Here is a 19704-nt window from a genome sequence, read left to right as displayed (position 1 = left end):
TTGCTTTTTTTATCTCTGAAATTTGAGTTGTATCGGTGTTAGTGGCTTTAAGCTTTCTTGCGTTTTAAGCGACGTTTGGCTTGTTGAGATGCCATTGCTTCTAATGCCTCAGCCAGCTCTTCATCGCTGAAGGTGGTGATATGCTGCAACATTTGTAAGGTGGTTTCATCTAAGACCAGCTGTGCACCTGCGGCCATTTCACTGAAGTTATCATCATATTCAATGAAACCTTGCTCATTATTACGAATATAATTTTGTTGAGTGAGGACTTTAATAAAGCTTTGGAATAAGGCTTTGTCAAAGAACTCGGGTGAGTTGAATTCATACAGCACAGATAAGCGTTGACCCAAGAGATGACTCAGCTCTTCAACTTGCTTGGTTGAAATGTTGCCTGAACCGCGCTGAGTAATCAGTGCCAGTGTCATATAATAACGTTCTAAACTTTGCTTTACTGGTAGAGCTAAAGTGACAAGCTTTTGATGTTCTTCGCTATTTGGTGTTGGGCTGAATAAATTGCCATCATGATCTTGGAAAATCAAACCAATCTGAACCAAGGCATCGATATAATTATCAATCTGCGTTTGTAGATCAGCAGCTTCCCATTTCATGAATAATTCAGCTTTTAAGAACGGATACAAGGTACGGATCACATTGCTTAAATCGTTCTTGTGAATTTTACCATTGTGCTCAACCAGCGAAGCCACCAATGACGGTAAAACAAAGGCGTGTAAAATGTTATTACGGAAGTAAGTCAGCAATACCGCTTGATTATCTTCAATTGCAATAATATCGCCGAGCACATGTTGTACACGTTTGATTAATTTGAGTTTGAGACCATAAGCAATAATCTCTTTACCTGACAATGAGGTGACTTGCGTGCGCTCATCATATGGTCGTTGTGTTGCCAAGTCACGGTAGATATCGAGCTGTTTCGCACAGATTTCTTCATCTAAAGTGTGCTTTGGTGTTGCCAATAGAATTAACGACAGTAATGACACAGGGTTGATGACGACAGCGCGGTTGATGTTTTCTAAGATCAGATTGGCTGAGCTTGCAACGACATTAGAAATCTCTGTGGTACTTGCGGTATCCGCCTGAATATTCTCCGCACCCTGTTGTTTCAAAATATCATTTAAGAATACAGGTTCACCAAAGTTGACATGCACTTTACCGAAGATACGTTCAATTTTACGTAAGGTTTTCACGATACCAAAAATGGATTCCGCTTCTTTCGGTTGACCTTGCATTTCGCCAACATAGGTTGAGCCTTCCATCAGGCGCTCATAACCAATATAGGTCGGTACAAAGACGATCGGCTTTGCAGGACCACGTAAATGACCTTGAATGGTCATCGCCAGCATCCCAGTTTTAGGTGGGAGTAAGCGACCTGTACGTGAACGACCACCTTCAATAAAGTATTCGATAGGCGTGTTGCGCGATAAAATACTGTATAAATATTCTTTAAATACAGAGGTGTAAAGTGCATTGCCGCGGAAAGAACGGCGAATAAAGAATGCACCACCGCCACGTAATAACTGACCTACAAATGGTAGGTTTAAGTTATCACCTGCGGCAATATACGGAATCATCAAGCCACGTTTATAAATAACATAAGACAATAGTAAATAGTCGATATGGCTACGGTGACATGGGGTGTAAACGATTTCGTAGTCTTTCGCCAGTTCACGTACGGTACTGAAATTATGTACCTCTACGCCGTCATAGAGTTGCGTCCATAAACGAGTTAAGGCCATATCGGCAAAGCGTACCGCAGATGCCGAATAGTCAGACACGATTTCATTGACATAGCCAATGGCACGACGTTCAGCTTCGAGCATACTGATTTTATGCTGAATACTTTCACGACGAATGGCATCTTGTACCTCAGCTGACTTCACTACCGATTGCATCACATTGCGACGGTCTGATAAGTCAGGGCCAAGTACCACTTCACGTTGCTGATCTAAATAGGTATCTAAAGAACTTGCAATATAGGTCGCAGGCGAGATATTTGGATGGTTGGTCTTGGCATAATCTACCAACTCACGCAAAGATTGAGGCTCATGGAACTCTAAATAAGACTGGCGGCCATGCAAGCCAATATTCATCAGTTGTTTAACTGTCCCTGGTGTTGCCCAAGTATCTGAAAATAATAATTTGAACCAAGAGTCTTCTTTGTCTGGCGAACGGCCCCAAAGAACGGTCACAGGTACCAGCTGAATATCAATATCAGTTTGTTGTTCTAAGGCTTCGACCAGTTGTAACAAGCGAGGCGGGAAAGTTTGAGTATTAAAAAAATTGTTTTCGTTATGATGTAAAAATAAGACTGAATTTTTTTCTTGATAGCTCCCAAAACTCAAGGGGTCTAAGGCTGGTTTTAAATTGAGGCGACGGGTTTCACCATCAACCACCAATGCGTTACTACGCGAATAATTTTGTAAAACATAGCAAACTAACTTATTTGAATCGGTTGTATTTTGCTCTGTTGTGGTGGATTCTGTAGGAACTTCACCAAGAACATGTGGGGTTACCACAAGGTCAAGTAACTTACTCGAAAGTTGGCGATACATTTGACCAAATCCAGTCTTGGACATTACAAACTCCTAAATAATAATCCTGACATCGAGTCATGATGAACACGACATTCTGCGATATTCTTACATGAAACGGTATGTTATTTTCTGACAAAATATAGCGTATTTGGTAGATTTTATCGTTAAAAATCGTATTTTTAGCCGCTATAAATACATATTAAGATAATCAATACATCATTATCGTGACGGATGAATCATTTTATCCTGACCATTGTCATTTGAATTTGTGGCACAATCAAAATTATCAACCCTGAAAGGATTGGTTGATCTCTCCTCATTGATGTTGGAAGACTATTACATGAATGCGTTAACTCAAGAATTGGTAGAACTGTTGACTCTGGAAAAGCTTGAAGAGCATATTTTTCGAGGCAATAGCCGCAATTTGGTAGGCAAGCGAGTGTTTGGTGGGCAGGTGCTTGGACAAGCATTAAGAGCAGCGTCATATACCACGGATCGTCCAGCGCACTCTTTACATGCCTATTTCCTGTATGGTGGCGATGTCAATGCACCGATTATTTATGAAGTTGATCCACTCAGAGATGGTAAAAGCTTTGCCAGTCGACAGGTTCGTGCGATTCAACATGGCCGTACTATTTTTTCTGCAATGGTTTCTTTTGCCAATCCAGAAGAAGGCTTGAACTACCAACATAAAGAGCCAGAGTACCCTGAACCAGATACCTTAAAGTCTGAGAACGAATTGAAGGAAAGTCTGATTAACTTTGTGCCTGAAAATGTACGTGCCAGTTTTATGCGGGAGCGTCATGTGGAAATCAGACCGACGCAGTTAATCAACCCATTTCAGCCGCAGCCTGAAGCGCCGTTCTATGCGCATTACATTCGTACCCATGATACGATTCCAGCTGATTTAGATGAAATCTCACTGCATCAGGCAATTGTGGCATTTTATTCAGACTTTACCTTAATGACCACGGCTTTACGTCCACATGGTTTGTCTTGGATCTCTCCAAACTTACAATGTGCCAGTATTGATCACACCATTTATTTCCATCGCCCACTGCGTGCAGATGAATGGATGCTTTACGACATGGAAGCAACGATTAGTGCCAGTTCACGTGGCTTAAACTTTGGGCGGATGTGGCAAAATGGACAGTTGGTCTGTAGTACCGTTCAAGAAGGTTTGATTCGGCTCAGAGAAATTGAAACCCAGTAAAAAGTAAACCAGTACTAAGGCCATCATTCTGATGGCTTTTTTTATCATAAGGATGTGACAAAAAATTGCTCGATTCTTCAACATGAGCATGCCATAGTACCGATAAGTTAAATGTTTACCCATTAAACAATGAATTTAAATACACAAATTTTAATTGCAGCTGTGCTTGGTGTCGCTTTCGGTTTTCTGTTGCTTGCCTATCCACAAACTGCATTTGTTGAATCTAGTCTTTACGGACTGGGTATATTAAGTAGTGTTTTCATTGGTTTATTGAAAATGCTGCTGATTCCATTGATTTTTAGCTCAATCGTAGTTGGGGTTTCCAATTTACAGGCAGGCGGTCAATTCGGGCGTGTCTGGAAAATTACGGCATTGAGCTGCCTGACCACCACCACCTTGGCTTTAATTCTGGGGATTAGTTGTGCGCATCTGTTTGATGTGGGTAAAGGTGTCGATATTCAGCTGTTTCAAGCAGCAATGGACAGTCATCAAACACCAGACACCTTAACGCCATCAAGTTTTATCACCACCTTTATTCAAAACACTTTAATTAACCCATTTAAGGCATTTAGCGAAGGCAATGTGTTGGCTGTGGTGGTGTTTGCCTTATTCCTAGGTGTGGCCTTGGTCAAAGGTGGCGAACGTTTTAGTCTCGTCCGTAACATCAGTCAGCAATTCTTTGACATCATGATGATGTTAGTGGGTTGGGTGATGAAGCTTGCACCGATCGGGATCTTTGCGCTTTTAGCCAAGTTGATCGCGACTGAGGATCTGTCTGTACTGAGTCGGTTGGTTGAATTCGCGGCAGTAGTGACGGGGACGACTATATTCCATGGTGTGGTGGTGTTACCGGCTTTGTTGTGGATTTTTGGCCGTATGAATCCGATTACCTTTTTTAGAGGGGCGAGAACGGCTTTAGTCACAGCTTTTGCAACCAGTTCTAGTTCAGCGACCATGCCGCTAAGTATGAAGTGTGCACAGGAAAACTTAGGTGTACGGCCGCAAACGGCAGGTTTTGTGATTCCTTTAGGCACACAACTGAATATGGATGGTACGGCTTTGTATGAAGCTGCGGCTGCCTTATTTATTGCCAATTTGATGGGCTTGGATCTGAGTTTAACGCAGCAGATTATTGTGTGTTTAACCGCCATGATTGCTTCTTTGGGTGCGCCAGGAATTCCAAGTGCAGGGATGGTCACCATGATTATGGTGCTACAGTCAGTCGGTTTACCTGCGGAGGCGATTGCAATTTTACTGCCGATCGACCGGGTGTTGGATACGGTGCGTACTGTGGTCAATGTACAAGGCGATATGATGATTAGTGTGGTGGTTGATCGCTACGCAAAACAGGCAGAAGCTGAATCAAGCTGATCGTATTGGACGCAAAAAAGCAGGAGATGACTCCTGCTTTTTTTATTCTAAAAAGAATGCTTATGCTGCGGGTTGTAAGGCGCGTTTTGCAGCAGGGGAATTATTTAAATAATTCACCGCATCTTGGGTATTGCCTTCTTTGACGGGGTCATACCAAGGCATGAGGTAATCAATCTGTTGTGCAACCAACCATGCAGGACCTGGCAAGATTTTAGCGTCTTTTAATGCGATCTTCGACCATTCGATCCAGATCCATGGCTTAAATAAGCTTGGCTTCTTGTCAGCAAAACGAGGGTCTTGGCTCATGATATGTGCAGCGCCATCGACCCAGAGGCCGAGTACACCAATAATGACGGCAACACTCATGTAGTAACGTGCGATATAACCACCGCCCAAATGACGATAGAGATCAAATGCAACGGTACGGTGTTCAATTTCTTCAGAGCCATGCCATTTAATCAGATCGATCATTTCTGGATCTGCACCGAGTTCTTCCCAACGCTTGTTGTACAGTGCATATTTGCCCAATACACAGGTCATGTGTTCAACAGTCGCAATCACACCGAGACGGAATAAATCCCACTGATGCTCGAGTGCTTTTGGAATTTCTTTATCGAAAGGCTTGTCTGCCAAGACCTTGGTGAATAAGAAATCCATGATGTCGAGGTTGCGCTGAATATCAATATTGCGTTGCGTCAAATATTCTTTATTGGCAGAGGTATGGGCAACGGCATGCATTGCTTCCTGACGAATAAAGGCTTGGACGTCTTGCTTTAATTTTTCATCGGTAATTTGAGGAAGGACTTTGTTATATAAACGGCAAAACCAAAACTCTCCAGCAGGTAAAATATTGTTAATTTCATTAATAAAATAGCTGGCAAAAGGCTGGTTTGGAATCCAATCCACTGGCGTATTTTCCCAGTCAAACTTTACTTTGCGTGGGAGGATTTTATAGTCAATCGAAGAACCAAGAACTTTGTTCTTCACAAATGATAGTAATTTCATCGTTTAGTCCTAATCGATAGTGCAATGAACCAACACTAAGCAGTATATGAAAACTACCTAGTGTTTGTGTTTAGCAATTCGGGACAATTAAAAATTATTTTATGCATCAAGTTGCATAAAATGCACTTTTTATTCTTGGATGTCGGTTTCTGAGGCTTCTGGGATTTGGCTAAGGTCAAATTCCGTTGGTTGATCAAGGGTGTAATTCAAACGACCTGCCATGACGGTTGCCAGTTCTTCTAAGCCAATGCGATTGAGCGATGAGAACAGTTGAATTGAGAAATCGAGTTTCATTTTCTTCAATTGCTGTTTTACATCAAATAAAACTTCATTGGCAGGGCCACGGTTCAACTTATCTGCCTTGGTCAGCAGGATATGTACAAATAAATGACGTGAATGTGCCCATTCCAGCATCATCAAGTCAAAGTGCTGTAACGGATGGCGAATATCCATCAATAGCACCAAGCCTTGTAAGCTTTTACGGTGGATCAGATAATTTTCGAGTTCTTTTTGCCAGACGATTTTCATTGCTTCAGGAACCGCTGCATAACCATAACCTGGTAAGTCGACCAAGCGCTGATCTGGATTGCCCAAGCTGAAAAAGTTGATCATTTGGGTGCGGCCTGGTCTTTTTGAAGCACGTGCCAGTTGTTTTTGATTGGTCAAGGTGTTGATTGCACTTGATTTACCAGCATTGGAGCGGCCGGCAAATGCGATTTCATAACCTGTATCTTCTACGCATAAAGCCAGTTTCGGCGCACTCATCAAAAATTCAGCTTGGCGTAACCAAGTTAAAGACTGTACTGCATATTCAGTTAATGCAGGGTCAGCCTTTTTTTCATAACTGATTTTTTGTTTAGGTGCGAGTCTGGCTTTGGTATCTTTCGATTTTTCACTGCGACGCATAGAAGCTTACTTTTGAATAGAAATAGCAACGACCATTATAAAGGATGTGAGGCATTCGTGCGAATCCTTCATCTGTATGTGATTTTAAGCTTTTTGAATCAGCTCTAAAAAATCGATATTTGAGCGTGTGGAAGAGGGGATAATGCCCTGTTGGACGACTTCGCCAAGCGTATATTGATCAAGGCTTTGATAAAAGCATTCTAAGGCTTGATCTAAAATTCCTTTTAGTCCGCAGTTGGCTCGAAGTACGCAAGGAGGGGTATTACATTCAACAATTTGATGATTCCCTTGTAAGGTTCGAACAATCGCACCTAATTTCAGATTCTTGGCTTCCGGATTGAGGCGCAGGCCACCACCTTTGCCGCGAATGGTTACAATCCAGTGTTGCTTACCCATGAAGTGCACGACTTTAACCAAGTGGTTTTGCGACACATGTAAGTCTTCTGCGATATCTGCAATCGTATAAGGTACATCACTCGGACGAGCGACATACATCAAAATTCTGAGAGCATAATCAGTAAACTTATTGAGTTGCATGTGGTTTCACTCAATCTGGTGCAAGAAATAGAAAGGGCTAGTCTAACATAGACTAGCCCTATGCAAAATGTGGTGTGGCTTAGCTGAGTTTGACCCCACCTGTACCAAAGGCTTCACTGTGAATGTTGGCAGCAGGAATACCACGAGCAACCAGTGCCTGATGTTGCGCTGCCATAAATGGCATTGGGCCACATAGGTAATAATCAGCATTGGCGGGTAATAGTGCAGCATCGATGCTGCTTAAATCTAAACGTCCAGCAACATCGTAGTCTTCACCAAGGTTGTCATTTTCGTGTGGAAATTCATATGCCGTAAATGTACTTAAACGTGGATACTTGGTTTTAAGTTCCTGAATATGTTGCTTCATGGCATGCACTTGGCTGCTACGGCAGGCATGAATGAAATTCACGGGTTGCGGCATATCTAAAGTCACCAATTGGTTCAACATTGCAATCATTGGGGTTAGACCAACACCACCACTGATAAAGACATTACGCTTGCTGCTATCGATCAGATAGAAATTACCTGTTGGTGCAGATACTTCAATTTCTGAGCCTTCAGCTAAGCCATGTAAAGTACTAGATACCCAGCCACCTGCAAGTTCGCCTTTTTCATCTTCACGTTTCACTGAGATACGTAAATAGTCAGCTTGCGGACTGGTTGAAAGCGTGTACTGACGCGGTTGTCTTAAGTTGAGTTCAGGGACAAACACGCGGACTGAAATATATTGGCCTGCTTCATAATGCGGTAATGCGCCGCCGTCTACAGGGGCAAGGTAGAACGAGGTAATCTCATCACTTTCCACCACTTTTTTGGCGATTTTGAAATTACGCCAGCCTAACCAGCTGCCTTGGGTTTGTTGGTGTTGATCATAAATGGCTTTTTCAGTACTGATAAATAGATCAGCTAATTGACCATAAGCGGCAGCCCATGCAGCAATCAATGGATCTTCCATTGAAATATTGAGGACTTCACTAATTGAGTGCAAAAGGTTTTCACCGACAATGCCGTAGTCAGGGGATTGAATATTCAAGCTCACGTGTTTATGCGCAATCATTTCAACCACAGGCAAAAGCACAGAAGGGTCTTCAATATTTTCTGCATACGCCAAAACTGCACCGGCAAGTGCCTGTGCTTGAGCCCCACTGCGTTGGTGTCCCATATTAAAGGTTTCTTTTAATTCGGGATGATTACCTAACATGCGGTTATAAAAGTATCCAGTCAGTGCAACACCATTTTCGCGTAGGACCGGAACAGTGGCTTTTACTAGGTCAATTTGCTGTGGAGTCATGCTTGATCTCTCTTGGCTATCATTTATAAGATGTATTTAAAATACATCTTATAAGGTGTATTTGCAATGCATATTTAAATAAAATCCATAAAAAAATTAAGGGATAATAAATTATCCCTTAATTTACAATTAGCTATGGTTGTATTATTTACCAAATAAAGAACCGAGTAAGCCACGAACAATTTTTTGTCCAGTCGTCCCGCCCAAACTACGTGCTGCACTCTTGGCAAAAGTACCGACGATATCTTGAGTGAGTTTCTCACGATCACGCTGTGACTTTTCTGCGGCTTTTTGTTGCTCACGGGCAAAACGTTCTTGTTCTTTGGCTTGTTGCTTGGCCAAAGCATCTTGCTCTTTGCTTTGCTGTTTGGCTAACTCATCTGCTTCTTTCTGTTGCGACTGTTGCAGCACTTTTTTCTGTAGCATTTCATAAGCACTGTCTCGATCAACGGCTTGGTCGTAGACACCTGCCACAATACTTTGCCCGATAATTACTTGACGTTCTTCAGGCGTGATCGGGGTAAAGGAGGAGTAAGGAGGCATCACCCAACCGCGCTCCACAATTTGTGGCGTCCCTTGTTCATCTAGGCAACTAATCAATGCTTCACCAACGGCAAGTTCAGTAATGGCTTGATCGACTTTAAACTCTGGATTGGCACGGAAAGTATCCGCTGCAGTTTTGACTGCCTTTTGGTCTTTGGGGGTAAATGCACGTAAGGCATGTTGTACACGGTTACCCAATTGCCCTAATACGCTTTCAGGCAGATCAAGTGGATTTTGGGTAATGAAATAAATCCCCACACCTTTAGAACGGATCAAACGCACCACTTGTTCAATCTTTTGTTGCAAAGCAGGACTGGCATTATCAAATAGTAAATGCGCTTCATCGAAGAAGAATACCAACTTTGGCTTATCCATATCGCCGACTTCAGGCAACTGCTCAAATAGTTCAGACATCATCCAAAGCAGGAAAGTGGCATATAGCTTTGGGGTGTTCATCAGCTTATCTGCAGCCAAGATATTGATATAGCCATGACCATTGGTATCAGTTTGAATGAAATCGAGAATATTCAGGCTTGGTTCACCGAAGAACTGTTCACCGCCTTGATCACCTAAAGCCAGTAGATTACGTTGAATTGCACCCAGACTGGCAGGGGAAAGGTTGCCATATTCGGCTTTGAGGCTGGCAGCATTTTCACTGACATAAGTCAGCATAGCTTTTAGATCTTTAAAATCGATCAGCAGTAAACCTTGATCATCGGCAACACGAAACACAGCTGAAAGCACACCTTCTTGGGTGTCATTCAGATTCAGCATTTGTGCCAGTAATAAGGGACCAATCTCTGAAATGGTGGTACGAATTGGATGGCCTTGCTGACCGAATAAGTCCCAAAAAATCACAGGTGCGGCAGCAAAAGGAATGGCATCTAGTTGCAGGCTTTTCAGGCGTTCATCGAATTTGGGATTGCTGCTGCCTGCTTTGGCCAGACTGGAAACATCACCTTTGGCATCGGCAAGAAACACGGGTACACCAATACGAGAAAAACTCTCGGCCATCACCTTGAGGGTGACGGTTTTACCTGTTCCAGTTGCACCGGCAATCAAGCCGTGTCGGTTGGCAAATTTAGAATGTAAAACAATCTCTTGTGTTGTATCAGTGGTTTTTTTTGCAATAACGATTGGTGTACTCATTCTTCACCTGTTTTTAATCTCAATCGAGCTGTTTTAATGCGTTTTGAATATCTTGAATTAAATCTTCTGGATGTTCTAGTCCAATACAGAAGCGAACCAATAAACCTTGTTGTAAATGTGTATTTTTCAAAGTACGCATTTGTTTTAAGTCATACAACATTGCCAGACTGACAGGACCGCCCCAACTAAATCCGAGTTTAAACAACGTTAAGCTGTCGCAGAACTTACGGATTGCTGCTAGATCATATTCTGGTTTGAAAATAACACTGACCAAGCCTGCACTTTTGCCAGTGCTGCAAATTTCTGTCCAGAACTCATGGCCTGCTGCATCGGGATCGCTTGGATGCAGGACTTGGCTAAATTGTGGTTGTTGTTTTAACCAATTTAACAAAGTGAGTGCACTTTGCGCTTGCTGTTCATAGCGTAAAGACATATGCGCCAAGCTGCGTTGGATCTGTGCCGTATCATCGCCTGAAACAGAAATTCCTTGGATGGCATGCATACGATAGAGTTTGTGATGGAGTGCTTGGTCATTTGTGACTACAGAACCCATTAATATATCGCCACCACCGCTTGGATATTTGGTGAGTGCATGAACTGTAATATCAACAGTGAGATGCTCATCTGAGAAATCGAAAGCATTGAAAGCCAGCCCTGCGCCCCATGTATTATCCAGTGCGGTGAGTACATTGGCCTGCTGTGCTTTTTTAACTAAGTTCTTTAAATCGGGGAATTCTAAAGTGACTGATCCTGCTGCTTCGAGCCAAATCAGTTTCGCTTTTTCAGTCGGTTGAAAACTATTGGCATCAATTGGATTATAAATTTTAACGGTGATGCTATAACGATCTTGCAGATGATTTAAATGCTCAAGATTAGGGCCATAAATATTATCGGCGACCCAAACCTCATCACCTGATCCTAAAACCGTACTATTCACGAGATTAATCGCTGATAAACCGCTTGGTGCAAGCAAGCAATAACGTCCGCCTTCAATTTGCGCAATATTGTCCGCTAATGTAAACGTCGTTGGGGTACCGTGTGTGCCATAACTATAGTCATAAGCATTGGTCCAATGGCGGTCAAAAAGGTGCGCCGTGCTTTTAAAAATAATGGTCGATGCACGAAATAAGGGAGGCTGGACCGTTTCAATGTATTGAGGGGCTTGGCGTGGTGCATGAATCAGATTGGTTTGTGCTTTATTGTGTGTTGTCATAGGGCATGGGCTAAATAAATATAATGACTTAGGTTAAGAGAAAATCAACCAAGCCGCTAGTGTTGCGCTGCTTTTGTACAGAATCGGTACGGATTAATACGATTGCTCAAAACTGGCTTTATTTTTGCTAAGACTAATTATCATTCTAACGATAAATAGGTTTTAGCGCATGAAGTCGCATTTAAGAGTGCATTATTTTCAGCACATTGCTGGCGAAGGTTTTGGCAGTTGCTATGACTTTTTAAAAGCACATAAAGCAAAAATTACCGCAACCGAGTTTTTTGCATTACCCGTCGATTTACCATTGGAGTTGGAGGCCTTACCACGAGTAGATGAAGTTGATCTGCTGATTATCATGGGGGGAACCATGAGTGTGAATGATGAAGCAAATTATCCGTGGTTAAAGCTCGAAAAAAGATGGTTACGACGTTATTTGGCTGCGGGTAAACCTGCTATTGGGTTGTGCTTGGGTGGGCAATTGATTGCCAATGCCCTAGGGGCAGCTGTGAGTCGAAATCCGTACCAAGAATTAGGTTGGATGGATGTGGGGCGTGCATCGCATGTACCTGAGGATTATTTTCAAATTCCAGAGCAATTGAATATTTTGCAATGGCATAGCGAAACTTTTGAAATTCCAAAGGGTGGGGTGCGTTTAGCAGAGAATAAAGTCTGCCGAAATCAAATGTATCAGATTGGGCGTAATGTTCTTGGGTTTCAGTTTCATCCAGAAATGACACCACAGACCTTGGCACTGTTGATTGAGAATGAAGAGGATATGGCGGTTTTTAATGGTGAATATGTACAACCGATATCTGAATTAAAAAGAACCATCAAAAGTAAATTTGAACAGGGGAATCGTTTGCTGAATCAAGCAATCGATTATGTTGTGAGTGCATAGCAGGATTGATTGCTTAAAAAATGAAAAGAAGAATTGCATAAGACTTAAACAATCGTTATAATGAGCGACCCTCAAATGGAGGGCGTTTACTACGAAGAAAGTAGTTAACGCATTACAGTCGTGGCATCGATCATGACCTTAGTGATTTTCACTGCCCTTGACACTTACCAGAATGGTGAGGTGCGTCATGGGTGATTCTTTATATATTTGGCTTGGAGTTTACTGGTATGTCTAACCAGAGAATTCGTATCCGTTTGAAGTCTTTTGATCATCGTCTGATTGATCAATCTGCTCAAGAGATCGTAGAAACCGCTAAGCGTACTGGCGCACAAGTGTGTGGTCCAATTCCGATGCCTACTCGCATCGAACGCTTCAACGTTCTTACTTCACCACACGTCAACAAAGACGCTCGTGATCAGTACGAAATCCGCACTTATAAGCGTTTGATCGACATCGTTCAACCAACAGATAAAACTGTTGATGCATTGATGAAGTTAGATCTTGCTGCTGGTGTTGATGTTCAGATCGCTTTGGGTTAAGGCTTTCGGTTGATTAACTTTTTAAGTTAATTAGGCCGCTTTTTTAGAGGTTTATGCACATGGCTATTGGTTTAGTCGGTCGCAAATGTGGTATGACTCGCGTCTTTACAGATGCTGGTGTATCTGTACCTGTTACAGTTATCGAAGTCGATCCAAACCGCATTACGCAAATCAAAACACTTGAAACTGATGGTTATCAAGCAATTCAAGTAACTACTGGTGAACGTCGCGAATCGCGCGTAACTAACGCTCAGAAAGGTCACTTCGCGAAAGCGGGTGTTGCTGCTGGTCGTTTAGTTAAAGAGTTCCGTGTTACTGAAGCTGAGCTTGAAGGCCGTGAAGTGGGTGCTTCTATCGGTGTTGATCTGTTCACAGTTGGTCAAATTGTTGACGTAACTGGTCAGTCAAAAGGTAAAGGTTTCCAAGGTGGTGTTAAGCGTTGGAATTTCCGTACGCAAGATGCTACTCATGGTAACTCTGTATCTCACCGTGTATTAGGTTCTACAGGTCAAAACCAGACACCTGGTCGCGTGTTCAAAGGCAAGAAAATGGCTGGTCACTTAGGTGACGAACGCGTAACAGTTCAAGGTCTTGAAATTGTATCTATTGACGCTGAACGTTCTGTTTTAGTTGTTAAGGGTGCTATTCCTGGTTCAACTGGCGGTGACGTTGTTGTACGTCCTACCATCAAGGCCTGAGGGGAAATACTGTGAATTTAAAAACTGTTTCCGGCTCTGCTGTTGAATTGTCTGAAGTTGCTTTCGGACGTGAATTTAACGAAGCTCTTGTACACCAAGTTGTTACAGCTTACTTAGCTGGTGGTCGTCAAGGTACTCGTGCTCACAAATCACGTGCAGATGTTTCTGGCGGTGGTAAAAAGCCATTCCGTCAAAAAGGTACTGGTCGCGCTCGTGCGGGTTCTATTCGTAGCCCTATCTGGGTTGGTGGTGGTAAAACTTTTGCTGCTCGCCCACAAGATTGGTCTCAAAAAGTAAACCGTAAGATGTACCGCGGTGCAATGCAATGTATCTTAGCTGAACTTGTTCGCCAAGATCGTCTTGTATTAGTTGAAGAGTTTGCTGTTGCAGCTCCAAAAACTAAAGACTTGCTTGCAAAACTTACAGACTTGAATGCAACTCGCGCATTGATCATTACAGATGCTGTAGATGAGAACTTGTATCTCGCAGCTCGCAACCTTCCACACGTTGATGTGGTTGATGCTACTGCTATTGATCCTGTTAGCTTGATCGCATTTGATAAAGTTGTAATGTCTGTAGCTGCTGCTAAGAAAATTGAGGTAGAACTCGGATGAACAACGAACGTATCTATCAAGTCCTATTAGGACCAGTATTCTCAGAAAAAGCACAAGTTTTAGGTGATACTGCTGGTGTTCAAGTGTTCAAAGTTGCATTAAATGCAAACAAACTTGAAATCAAGAAAGCAGTTGAGCAGCTCTTTGGTGTTGAAGTTGTAAAAATCAATACAACGATCACTAAAGGTAAAACAAAACGCTTTGGTAAAACATTAGGACGTCGTTCTGATGTGAAAAAAGCATACGTCACCCTGAAAGCTGGCCAAGATGTAGAAATGGCTGACTTGGGCGATACCGCTGAAAACGCAGCGGAATAAGGACGAGAATTATGCCAATTCAAAAATGTAAGCCAACGTCTCCAGGACGTCGCTTTGTAGAGAAAGTGGTTCATGACCATCTTCACAAAGGCGCTCCTTATGCACCGTTGGTAGAAGCTAAAAAACGTACTGGTGGTCGTAATAATAATGGTCACATCACTACACGTCACGTGGGTGGTGGTCATAAGCAAAACTACCGTATTGTTGACTTTAAACGTAACAAAGACAGTATCCCTGCGACTGTAGAGCGTATTGAATACGATCCTAACCGTACAGCTCATATTGCTTTATTGAAATATGCTGACGGTGAGCGTCGTTACATCATTGCGCCTAAAGGCCTACGTGCTGGTGATAAAGTACAATCTGGTAACGATGCTCCAATTCGTCCAGGTAACTGCTTGCCACTTCGCAACATGCCAATCGGTTCTACACTTCACAACCTTGAACTTAAAATCGGTAAAGGTGCTCAATTAGCACGTTCTGCTGGTACTTCAGTTCAGTTGTTGGGTCGTGATGGTTCTTACGCTATCGTTCGTTTACGTTCTGGTGAAATGCGTAAAGTCCACGTTGAATGTCGTGCTGTAATTGGTGAAGTTTCTAACCAAGAAAGCAACCTTCGTTCATTGGGTAAAGCTGGTGCTGCGCGCTGGCGTGGTATTCGTCCTACCGTTCGTGGTATGGCGATGAACCCGGTAGACCATCCACACGGTGGTGGTGAAGGACGTAGTAAAGGTATTCAACCTGTAAGTCCATGGGGTCAAAAAGCTAAAGGGTACAAGACACGTACCAATAAGCGTACGACTAAGATGATTATTCGCGACCGTCGCGTCAAGTAAGGGAATCTGAATAATGCCTCGTTCATTAAAAAAAGGTCCATTCGTCGACGCGCATTTGTTCGCTAAGGTTGAAGCTGCGATTGCTGCTAACAACCGTAAGCCGATCAAAACTTGGTCACGTCGTTCAATGATCCTTCCAGACTTTGTTGGTTTAACAATTTCTGTTCACAATGGCCGTAACCACGTTCCAGTAATTGTTACTGAACACATGGTTGGTCATAAATTGGGTGAATTCGCGCCAACTCGTACCTATCGTGGTCACGGTGTTGATAAGAAGTCTAAACGTTAATAGGTGCTATGATGGAAGTAACTGCTAAATTACGCGGTGCCGCTATCTCGGCACAAAAAGCACGTTTAGTTGCTGATTTGATCCGTGGTAAGTCGGTTGCACGTGCGATAGACATTTTGAACTTCAGCAACAAGAAAGCAGCTGTGCTTGTTAAAAAAGCACTTGAATCTGCAATCGCGAATGCTGAACACAACAACAGCTTAGATGTTGATGACCTTAAAGTAACTACGATTTACGTTGATGAAGGCATGAGCCTTAAACGTATCATGCCACGTGCTAAAGGCCGTGCAGATCGTATTACTAAGCGTACTTGTCACATCACCGTTAAGGTAGGGGTTTGATATGGGTCAGAAGGTTCATCCAATCGGTATCCGCCTAGGTGTTGTGAAACGTCATAACGCTAACTGGTATGCGAGTCCGAAACAATATGCTGAATACTTGCTTAAAGATCTTCAAGTTCGTGAGTTTTTAACTAAAAAACTTAAAAACGCGATGATCAGCAATATTCTTATCGAACGTCCTACAGGCGCTGCTAAAGTAACAATTAGTACTGCTCGTCCTGGTATCGTTATCGGTAAAAAAGGCGAAGATATTGAGAAATTACAGCGCGAACTCACCAACATTATGGGTGTTCCAGCTCAAGTTAGCATCAATGAAATTGATCGCCCTGACTTGGACGCACGTTTAGTTGCTGAAGCGATTGCTTCTCAATTAGAAAAGCGTGTTATGTTCCGTCGTGCTATGAAACGTGCGGTTCAAAACACAATGCGTGCTGGCGCTAAAGGTATCAAAGTTGAGGTTTCTGGCCGTTTAGGTGGTGCAGAGATTGCTCGTACTGAGTGGTATCGTGAAGGTCGTGTACCTTTGCATACGCTTCGTGCTGACATCGACTATGCAACTATGCGCGCAGAAACAACATACGGTACGATCGGTGTTAAAGTTTGGATTTTCCGTGGCGAGATCTTAGGTGGCATGAAACAAGTCATGAACCCTGCTCCTGCTGAAGAGCGTCCAGCTAAACGTGGTCGTGGTCGTGGTGAAGGTCAAGAGCGTCGTGGTCGTCGCGGTGACCGTGCTGCTGACAAGGGAGAATAATCCATGTTGCAACCTAAACGTACCAAATTCCGTAAAGTGCACAAAGGCCGTAACACTGGTCTAGCGCACCGTGGTAGTACAGTATCATTTGGTTCGATTGCAATTAAAGCAACTGAACGTGGTCGTATGACTGCGCGTCAGATTGAAGCTGCACGTCGTACTATTAGCCGCCGTATTAAGCGTGGTGGTAAAATCTTTATTCGCGTATTCCCGGATAAACCAATTACTCAAAAGCCTCTTGAAGTGCGTATGGGTAAAGGTAAGGGTAGCGTGGAATACTGGGTTTGCCAGATCCAACCAGGTAAGATCCTGTACGAAATTGAAGGTGTGAACGAAGAATTAGCGCGTGAAGCATTTGCTTTAGCTGCTGCTAAACTTCCGTTTAAAACCACTATCGTGACTCGGACGGTAATGTAATGAAAACTAAAGATCTACGTGAAAAATCGGTAGAAGAGTTGAAAGCTTTGCTTGATGAGCAGCAGCTTAACCAATTCCGTCTTCGTATGGCGAAAGCAACTGGTCAGTTGGGTAAATCGCACGAAGTGCAAGTTGCTCGTAAGACAATTGCTCGTATTAAGACACTCCTTACCGAAAAACAGGGGAACGGACAATGAGTGAAAAAACAGTCCGCACGTTAACCGGCAAAGTCGTAAGTGACAAAATGGATAAATCTATTGTTGTTCTTATTGAACGCCGCGTTCAACACCCGTTGTATGGCAAGTCAATTCGCCGTTCAACTAAGTTACACGCTCATGATGAGAACAACGTTGCTAAAATTGGTGATGTTGTAACCATTAAAGAAAGCCGCCCAATTTCTAAAACTAAAGCTTGGACTTTAGTGGAAGTAGTTGAAGCAGCTGCTGAGTAATTCGACGTTCTTGTTGCATCATCGGTCAATTTCGAGTACTCTTTGAGCCTTTCGAAATTGTGACCGGTGATGCTCGGTTTTGGAGTAGGGCAATGATTCAAACCGAAAGTATGCTCGACGTAGCAGACAACAGTGGTGCTCGCCGCGTACAATGTATTAAAGTACTTGGTGGTTCACATCGTCGTTATGCTTCTGTTGGCGACATTATTAAAGTTACTGTAAAAGAAGCAATCCCACGCGCACGTGTTAAAAAAGGTGACGTGATGAATGCGGTTGTAGTTCGTACTAAATTCGGCATTCGTCGTCCAGATGGTTCTGTGATCCGTTTTGATGATAATGCTGCAGTTATTTTGAACAACAACAAAGCTCCGATTGCTACTCGTATCTTCGGACCAGTGACTCGTGAACTTCGTACTGAACAGTTCATGAAAATCATTTCATTGGCTCCTGAAGTTCTATAAGAGGCAATCATGGCTAAGATTAAAAAAGGCGATCAAGTAATTGTGATCGCAGGTAAAGAAAAAGGCAAACAAGGTATCGTTTTGTCAGTTTCTGAAGATCGAGTTAAGGTCGAAGGCCTTAACTTAGTGAAGAAGCATCAAAAGCCAAACCGTGTAACTGGCGCTGAAGGCGGCATCGTTACTCAAGAGGCTACGCTTCATATTTCAAACGTGGCAATTTTTAATGCTACAACCCAAAAGGCTGACCGTATTGGTTACCAAGTGATTGATGGCGCGAAAACTCGTGTTTATAAATCAAATGGTGAATCAGTGGCGGTAGCGAAGTAATAGGTTGAAAAGGCAATGGCCAGACTTAAAGCACGTTACAACGACGAACTTAAAGCAAAGTTACAAGAAGAACTTAGCGTTAAGAATGTGATGGATATTCCTCGCATCACAAAAATCACCCTTAACATGGGTGTAGGCGCAGCTGCAACTGATAAGAAATTATTAGATGGCGCTGTTGCTGATATGCAACTCATTGCTGGTCAAAAACCAGTTGTGACACTTGCTCGTAAATCAATCGCTGGTTTCAAAATCCGTGATGGTTGGCCGATCGGTTGTAAAGTTACTTTACGCGGCGACCAAATGTACGAATTCTTGGATCGTTTGATCTCGATCGCAATCCCTCGTATCCGTGACTTCCGTGGTTTCTCTTCGAAATCATTTGATGGTCGTGGTAACTACTCTATGGGTTTAAAAGAGCAAATCGTTTTCCCTGAAATCGATTTTGACAAGATTGATCGTATCCGTGGTTTAGACATCACTATTACGACAACTGCTCGTAGCGATGACGAAGGCCGTGCGCTTATGCGTGCATTCGGCTTCCCGTTCAAATAAGAGGTCGATATGGCTAAGAAAGGTATGATTAATCGCGAATTGAAACGCGAAAAGACAGTTGCTAAATACGCTGCAAAACGTGCTGAATTAAAAGCAACGATTGCTAATGTAAATGCAAGTGACGAAGAACGTTTCGAAGCGACATTAAAGTTACAGGCATTGCCACGTAACGCATCTCCAGTACGTCTTCGTAACCGTTGTGGTTTAACTGGTCGTCCTCATGGTTACTTCCGTAAGTTCGGTTTAAGCCGTAACAAATTACGTGACACAGTAATGCAGGGTGATGTACCAGGCGTTGTTAAGGCAAGCTGGTAAGGAGCGACTAAATGAGTATGCAAGATACCGTTGCCGACATGCTAACACGTGTTCGTAACGCACAAATGGCTAAGAAACAAACTGTTTCTATGCCTTCTTCTAAGTTGAAAGTTGC

General features: G+C 42.9%; 25 protein-coding genes and 1 pseudogene. 19 read left to right on the top strand and 7 right to left on the bottom strand.

Going from position 1 to position 19704, the window contains the following annotated elements:
- Positions 1-47: 47 nt before the first annotated feature.
- Complete coding sequence (gene plsB, locus B2727_RS18380; protein WP_033134237.1) at positions 48-2594, bottom strand: glycerol-3-phosphate 1-O-acyltransferase PlsB; 2547 nt, start codon at positions 2592-2594, stop codon at positions 48-50.
- A gap of 298 nt (positions 2595-2892) precedes the next feature.
- Between plsB and B2727_RS18375 the strand changes: the two genes are divergently transcribed.
- On the top strand, positions 2893-3765 hold the full coding sequence (locus tag B2727_RS18375) for an acyl-CoA thioesterase (RefSeq protein ID WP_033134238.1): 873 nt from the start codon (positions 2893-2895) through the stop codon (positions 3763-3765).
- Between the two features lie 129 nt (positions 3766-3894).
- Complete coding sequence (locus tag B2727_RS18370) at positions 3895-5136, top strand: dicarboxylate/amino acid:cation symporter (protein WP_033134239.1); 1242 nt, start codon at positions 3895-3897, stop codon at positions 5134-5136.
- A gap of 60 nt (positions 5137-5196) precedes the next feature.
- Here the strand turns inward: B2727_RS18370 and B2727_RS18365 are convergent, their stop codons facing one another.
- The 6 genes from B2727_RS18365 to B2727_RS18340 all read right to left on the bottom strand — a co-directional run bounded on the left by B2727_RS18365 (position 5197) and on the right by B2727_RS18340 (position 11780).
- On the bottom strand, positions 5197-6141 hold the full coding sequence (locus B2727_RS18365) for a metal-dependent hydrolase (RefSeq protein WP_016162204.1): 945 nt from the start codon (positions 6139-6141) through the stop codon (positions 5197-5199).
- 129 nt (positions 6142-6270) lie between these two features.
- Positions 6271-7047, bottom strand: coding sequence for a ribosome biogenesis GTP-binding protein YihA/YsxC (yihA, locus tag B2727_RS18360; RefSeq protein WP_005201214.1), 777 nt, complete (start codon positions 7045-7047; stop codon positions 6271-6273).
- 84 nt (positions 7048-7131) lie between these two features.
- Entirely contained in the window at positions 7132-7584 is a 453-nt protein-coding gene (locus tag B2727_RS18355; RefSeq protein ID WP_005147145.1) for an RrF2 family transcriptional regulator, read from the bottom strand.
- A gap of 79 nt (positions 7585-7663) precedes the next feature.
- Positions 7664-8875 carry an NO-inducible flavohemoprotein gene (gene hmpA, locus B2727_RS18350; protein ID WP_033134240.1) on the bottom strand — a complete coding sequence of 404 codons (1212 nt, stop codon included), beginning with the start codon at positions 8873-8875 and terminating at the stop codon, positions 7664-7666.
- 144 nt (positions 8876-9019) lie between these two features.
- On the bottom strand, positions 9020-10567 hold the full coding sequence (locus tag B2727_RS18345) for a helicase HerA-like domain-containing protein (RefSeq protein WP_033134241.1): 1548 nt from the start codon (positions 10565-10567) through the stop codon (positions 9020-9022).
- Positions 10568-10586: 19 nt separating this feature from the next.
- Positions 10587-11780 (bottom strand): PLP-dependent transferase, encoded by a 1194-nt coding sequence (locus tag B2727_RS18340; RefSeq protein WP_033134242.1) that lies wholly within the window; start codon positions 11778-11780, stop codon positions 10587-10589.
- A 169-nt stretch (positions 11781-11949) separates the two neighbouring features.
- On the opposite strand from B2727_RS18340, the gene B2727_RS18335 reads away from it, so the two are divergent.
- The 17 genes and pseudogenes from B2727_RS18335 to rpsH form a co-directional block, all read left to right on the top strand.
- On the top strand, positions 11950-12678 hold the full coding sequence (locus B2727_RS18335) for a type 1 glutamine amidotransferase (RefSeq protein WP_004804112.1): 729 nt from the start codon (positions 11950-11952) through the stop codon (positions 12676-12678).
- 227 nt (positions 12679-12905) lie between these two features.
- Entirely contained in the window at positions 12906-13217 is a 312-nt protein-coding gene (gene rpsJ, locus B2727_RS18330; RefSeq protein WP_000070912.1) for a 30S ribosomal protein S10, read from the top strand.
- Between the two features lie 59 nt (positions 13218-13276).
- Positions 13277-13915: a 50S ribosomal protein L3 gene (rplC, locus tag B2727_RS18325; RefSeq protein WP_004775888.1), complete on the top strand. Its 639-nt coding sequence runs from the start codon at positions 13277-13279 to the stop codon at positions 13913-13915.
- 11 nt (positions 13916-13926) lie between these two features.
- The gene (gene rplD / locus B2727_RS18320; RefSeq protein WP_004804113.1) at positions 13927-14529 is read left to right on the top strand and encodes a 50S ribosomal protein L4; all 603 of its coding nucleotides are present in this window, start codon (positions 13927-13929) and stop codon (positions 14527-14529) included.
- Positions 14526-14846: a 50S ribosomal protein L23 gene (rplW, locus tag B2727_RS18315; protein ID WP_004641070.1), complete on the top strand. Its 321-nt coding sequence runs from the start codon at positions 14526-14528 to the stop codon at positions 14844-14846. Before rplD ends, rplW begins: the two co-directional genes overlap by 4 nt.
- Before the next feature lie 11 nt (positions 14847-14857).
- A complete protein-coding gene (gene rplB / locus B2727_RS18310) occupies positions 14858-15682 on the top strand; it encodes a 50S ribosomal protein L2 (RefSeq protein WP_004804114.1) in 825 nt (274 codons plus the stop codon).
- A gap of 13 nt (positions 15683-15695) precedes the next feature.
- Positions 15696-15971: a 30S ribosomal protein S19 gene (rpsS, locus tag B2727_RS18305; RefSeq protein WP_004641066.1), complete on the top strand. Its 276-nt coding sequence runs from the start codon at positions 15696-15698 to the stop codon at positions 15969-15971.
- Between the two features lie 11 nt (positions 15972-15982).
- Positions 15983-16312, top strand: coding sequence for a 50S ribosomal protein L22 (gene rplV, locus B2727_RS18300; protein WP_004657676.1), 330 nt, complete (start codon positions 15983-15985; stop codon positions 16310-16312).
- A gap of 1 nt (position 16313) precedes the next feature.
- Positions 16314-17130, top strand: a pseudogene (gene rpsC, locus B2727_RS18295) (30S ribosomal protein S3).
- The gene (gene rplP, locus B2727_RS18290; protein ID WP_002049688.1) at positions 17070-17483 is read left to right on the top strand and encodes a 50S ribosomal protein L16; all 414 of its coding nucleotides are present in this window, start codon (positions 17070-17072) and stop codon (positions 17481-17483) included. Before rpsC ends, rplP begins: the two are co-directional and overlap by 61 nt.
- Positions 17483-17680 (top strand): 50S ribosomal protein L29, encoded by a 198-nt coding sequence (rpmC, locus tag B2727_RS18285; protein ID WP_000849928.1) that lies wholly within the window; start codon positions 17483-17485, stop codon positions 17678-17680. Before rplP ends, rpmC begins: the two co-directional genes overlap by 1 nt.
- Complete coding sequence (rpsQ, locus tag B2727_RS18280) at positions 17677-17934, top strand: 30S ribosomal protein S17 (protein ID WP_001291845.1); 258 nt, start codon at positions 17677-17679, stop codon at positions 17932-17934. Before rpmC ends, rpsQ begins: the two co-directional genes overlap by 4 nt.
- Before the next feature lie 92 nt (positions 17935-18026).
- Complete coding sequence (gene rplN / locus B2727_RS18275) at positions 18027-18395, top strand: 50S ribosomal protein L14 (protein WP_004657680.1); 369 nt, start codon at positions 18027-18029, stop codon at positions 18393-18395.
- Positions 18396-18404: 9 nt separating this feature from the next.
- Entirely contained in the window at positions 18405-18722 is a 318-nt protein-coding gene (gene rplX, locus B2727_RS18270) for a 50S ribosomal protein L24 (protein ID WP_004804115.1), read from the top strand.
- A gap of 15 nt (positions 18723-18737) precedes the next feature.
- Positions 18738-19274 (top strand): 50S ribosomal protein L5, encoded by a 537-nt coding sequence (gene rplE / locus B2727_RS18265; protein WP_004804116.1) that lies wholly within the window; start codon positions 18738-18740, stop codon positions 19272-19274.
- 9 nt (positions 19275-19283) lie between these two features.
- Entirely contained in the window at positions 19284-19589 is a 306-nt protein-coding gene (gene rpsN / locus B2727_RS18260; RefSeq protein WP_004641050.1) for a 30S ribosomal protein S14, read from the top strand.
- Between the two features lie 11 nt (positions 19590-19600).
- Positions 19601-19704 (top strand): 30S ribosomal protein S8 (gene rpsH, locus B2727_RS18255; RefSeq protein ID WP_291350180.1); only part of this gene is annotated, 104 nt, incomplete at its 3' end.

Source organism: Acinetobacter sp. UBA991 (assembly GCF_002292065.1).
Taxonomy (GTDB): domain Bacteria; phylum Pseudomonadota; class Gammaproteobacteria; order Pseudomonadales; family Moraxellaceae; genus Acinetobacter; species Acinetobacter higginsii.
Note: the sequence above shows the minus strand (reverse complement) of the source record. Positions and strands in the feature narration are given on the sequence as shown.

Excerpts from the sequence above, each read along its gene's own strand:
- plsB (WP_033134237.1), bottom strand. The coding sequence starts at position 2,594 with ATGTCCAAGACTGGATTTGGTCAAATGTATCGCCAACTTTCGAGTAAG.
- B2727_RS18375 (WP_033134238.1), top strand. The coding sequence starts at position 2,893 with ATGAATGCGTTAACTCAAGAATTGGTAGAACTGTTGACTCTGGAAAAG.
- B2727_RS18370 (WP_033134239.1), top strand. The coding sequence starts at position 3,895 with ATGAATTTAAATACACAAATTTTAATTGCAGCTGTGCTTGGTGTCGCT.
- B2727_RS18365 (WP_016162204.1), bottom strand. The coding sequence starts at position 6,141 with ATGAAATTACTATCATTTGTGAAGAACAAAGTTCTTGGTTCTTCGATT.
- yihA (WP_005201214.1), bottom strand. The coding sequence starts at position 7,047 with ATGCGTCGCAGTGAAAAATCGAAAGATACCAAAGCCAGACTCGCACCT.
- B2727_RS18355 (WP_005147145.1), bottom strand. The coding sequence starts at position 7,584 with ATGCAACTCAATAAGTTTACTGATTATGCTCTCAGAATTTTGATGTAT.
- hmpA (WP_033134240.1), bottom strand. The coding sequence starts at position 8,875 with ATGACTCCACAGCAAATTGACCTAGTAAAAGCCACTGTTCCGGTCCTA.
- B2727_RS18345 (WP_033134241.1), bottom strand. The coding sequence starts at position 10,567 with ATGAGTACACCAATCGTTATTGCAAAAAAAACCACTGATACAACACAA.
- B2727_RS18340 (WP_033134242.1), bottom strand. The coding sequence starts at position 11,780 with ATGACAACACACAATAAAGCACAAACCAATCTGATTCATGCACCACGC.
- B2727_RS18335 (WP_004804112.1), top strand. The coding sequence starts at position 11,950 with ATGAAGTCGCATTTAAGAGTGCATTATTTTCAGCACATTGCTGGCGAA.
- rpsJ (WP_000070912.1), top strand. The coding sequence starts at position 12,906 with ATGTCTAACCAGAGAATTCGTATCCGTTTGAAGTCTTTTGATCATCGT.
- rplC (WP_004775888.1), top strand. The coding sequence starts at position 13,277 with ATGGCTATTGGTTTAGTCGGTCGCAAATGTGGTATGACTCGCGTCTTT.
- rplW (WP_004641070.1), top strand. The coding sequence starts at position 14,526 with ATGAACAACGAACGTATCTATCAAGTCCTATTAGGACCAGTATTCTCA.
- rplB (WP_004804114.1), top strand. The coding sequence starts at position 14,858 with ATGCCAATTCAAAAATGTAAGCCAACGTCTCCAGGACGTCGCTTTGTA.
- rpsS (WP_004641066.1), top strand. The coding sequence starts at position 15,696 with ATGCCTCGTTCATTAAAAAAAGGTCCATTCGTCGACGCGCATTTGTTC.
- rplV (WP_004657676.1), top strand. The coding sequence starts at position 15,983 with ATGGAAGTAACTGCTAAATTACGCGGTGCCGCTATCTCGGCACAAAAA.
- rplP (WP_002049688.1), top strand. The coding sequence starts at position 17,070 with ATGTTGCAACCTAAACGTACCAAATTCCGTAAAGTGCACAAAGGCCGT.
- rpmC (WP_000849928.1), top strand. The coding sequence starts at position 17,483 with ATGAAAACTAAAGATCTACGTGAAAAATCGGTAGAAGAGTTGAAAGCT.
- rpsQ (WP_001291845.1), top strand. The coding sequence starts at position 17,677 with ATGAGTGAAAAAACAGTCCGCACGTTAACCGGCAAAGTCGTAAGTGAC.
- rplN (WP_004657680.1), top strand. The coding sequence starts at position 18,027 with ATGATTCAAACCGAAAGTATGCTCGACGTAGCAGACAACAGTGGTGCT.
- rplX (WP_004804115.1), top strand. The coding sequence starts at position 18,405 with ATGGCTAAGATTAAAAAAGGCGATCAAGTAATTGTGATCGCAGGTAAA.
- rplE (WP_004804116.1), top strand. The coding sequence starts at position 18,738 with ATGGCCAGACTTAAAGCACGTTACAACGACGAACTTAAAGCAAAGTTA.
- rpsN (WP_004641050.1), top strand. The coding sequence starts at position 19,284 with ATGGCTAAGAAAGGTATGATTAATCGCGAATTGAAACGCGAAAAGACA.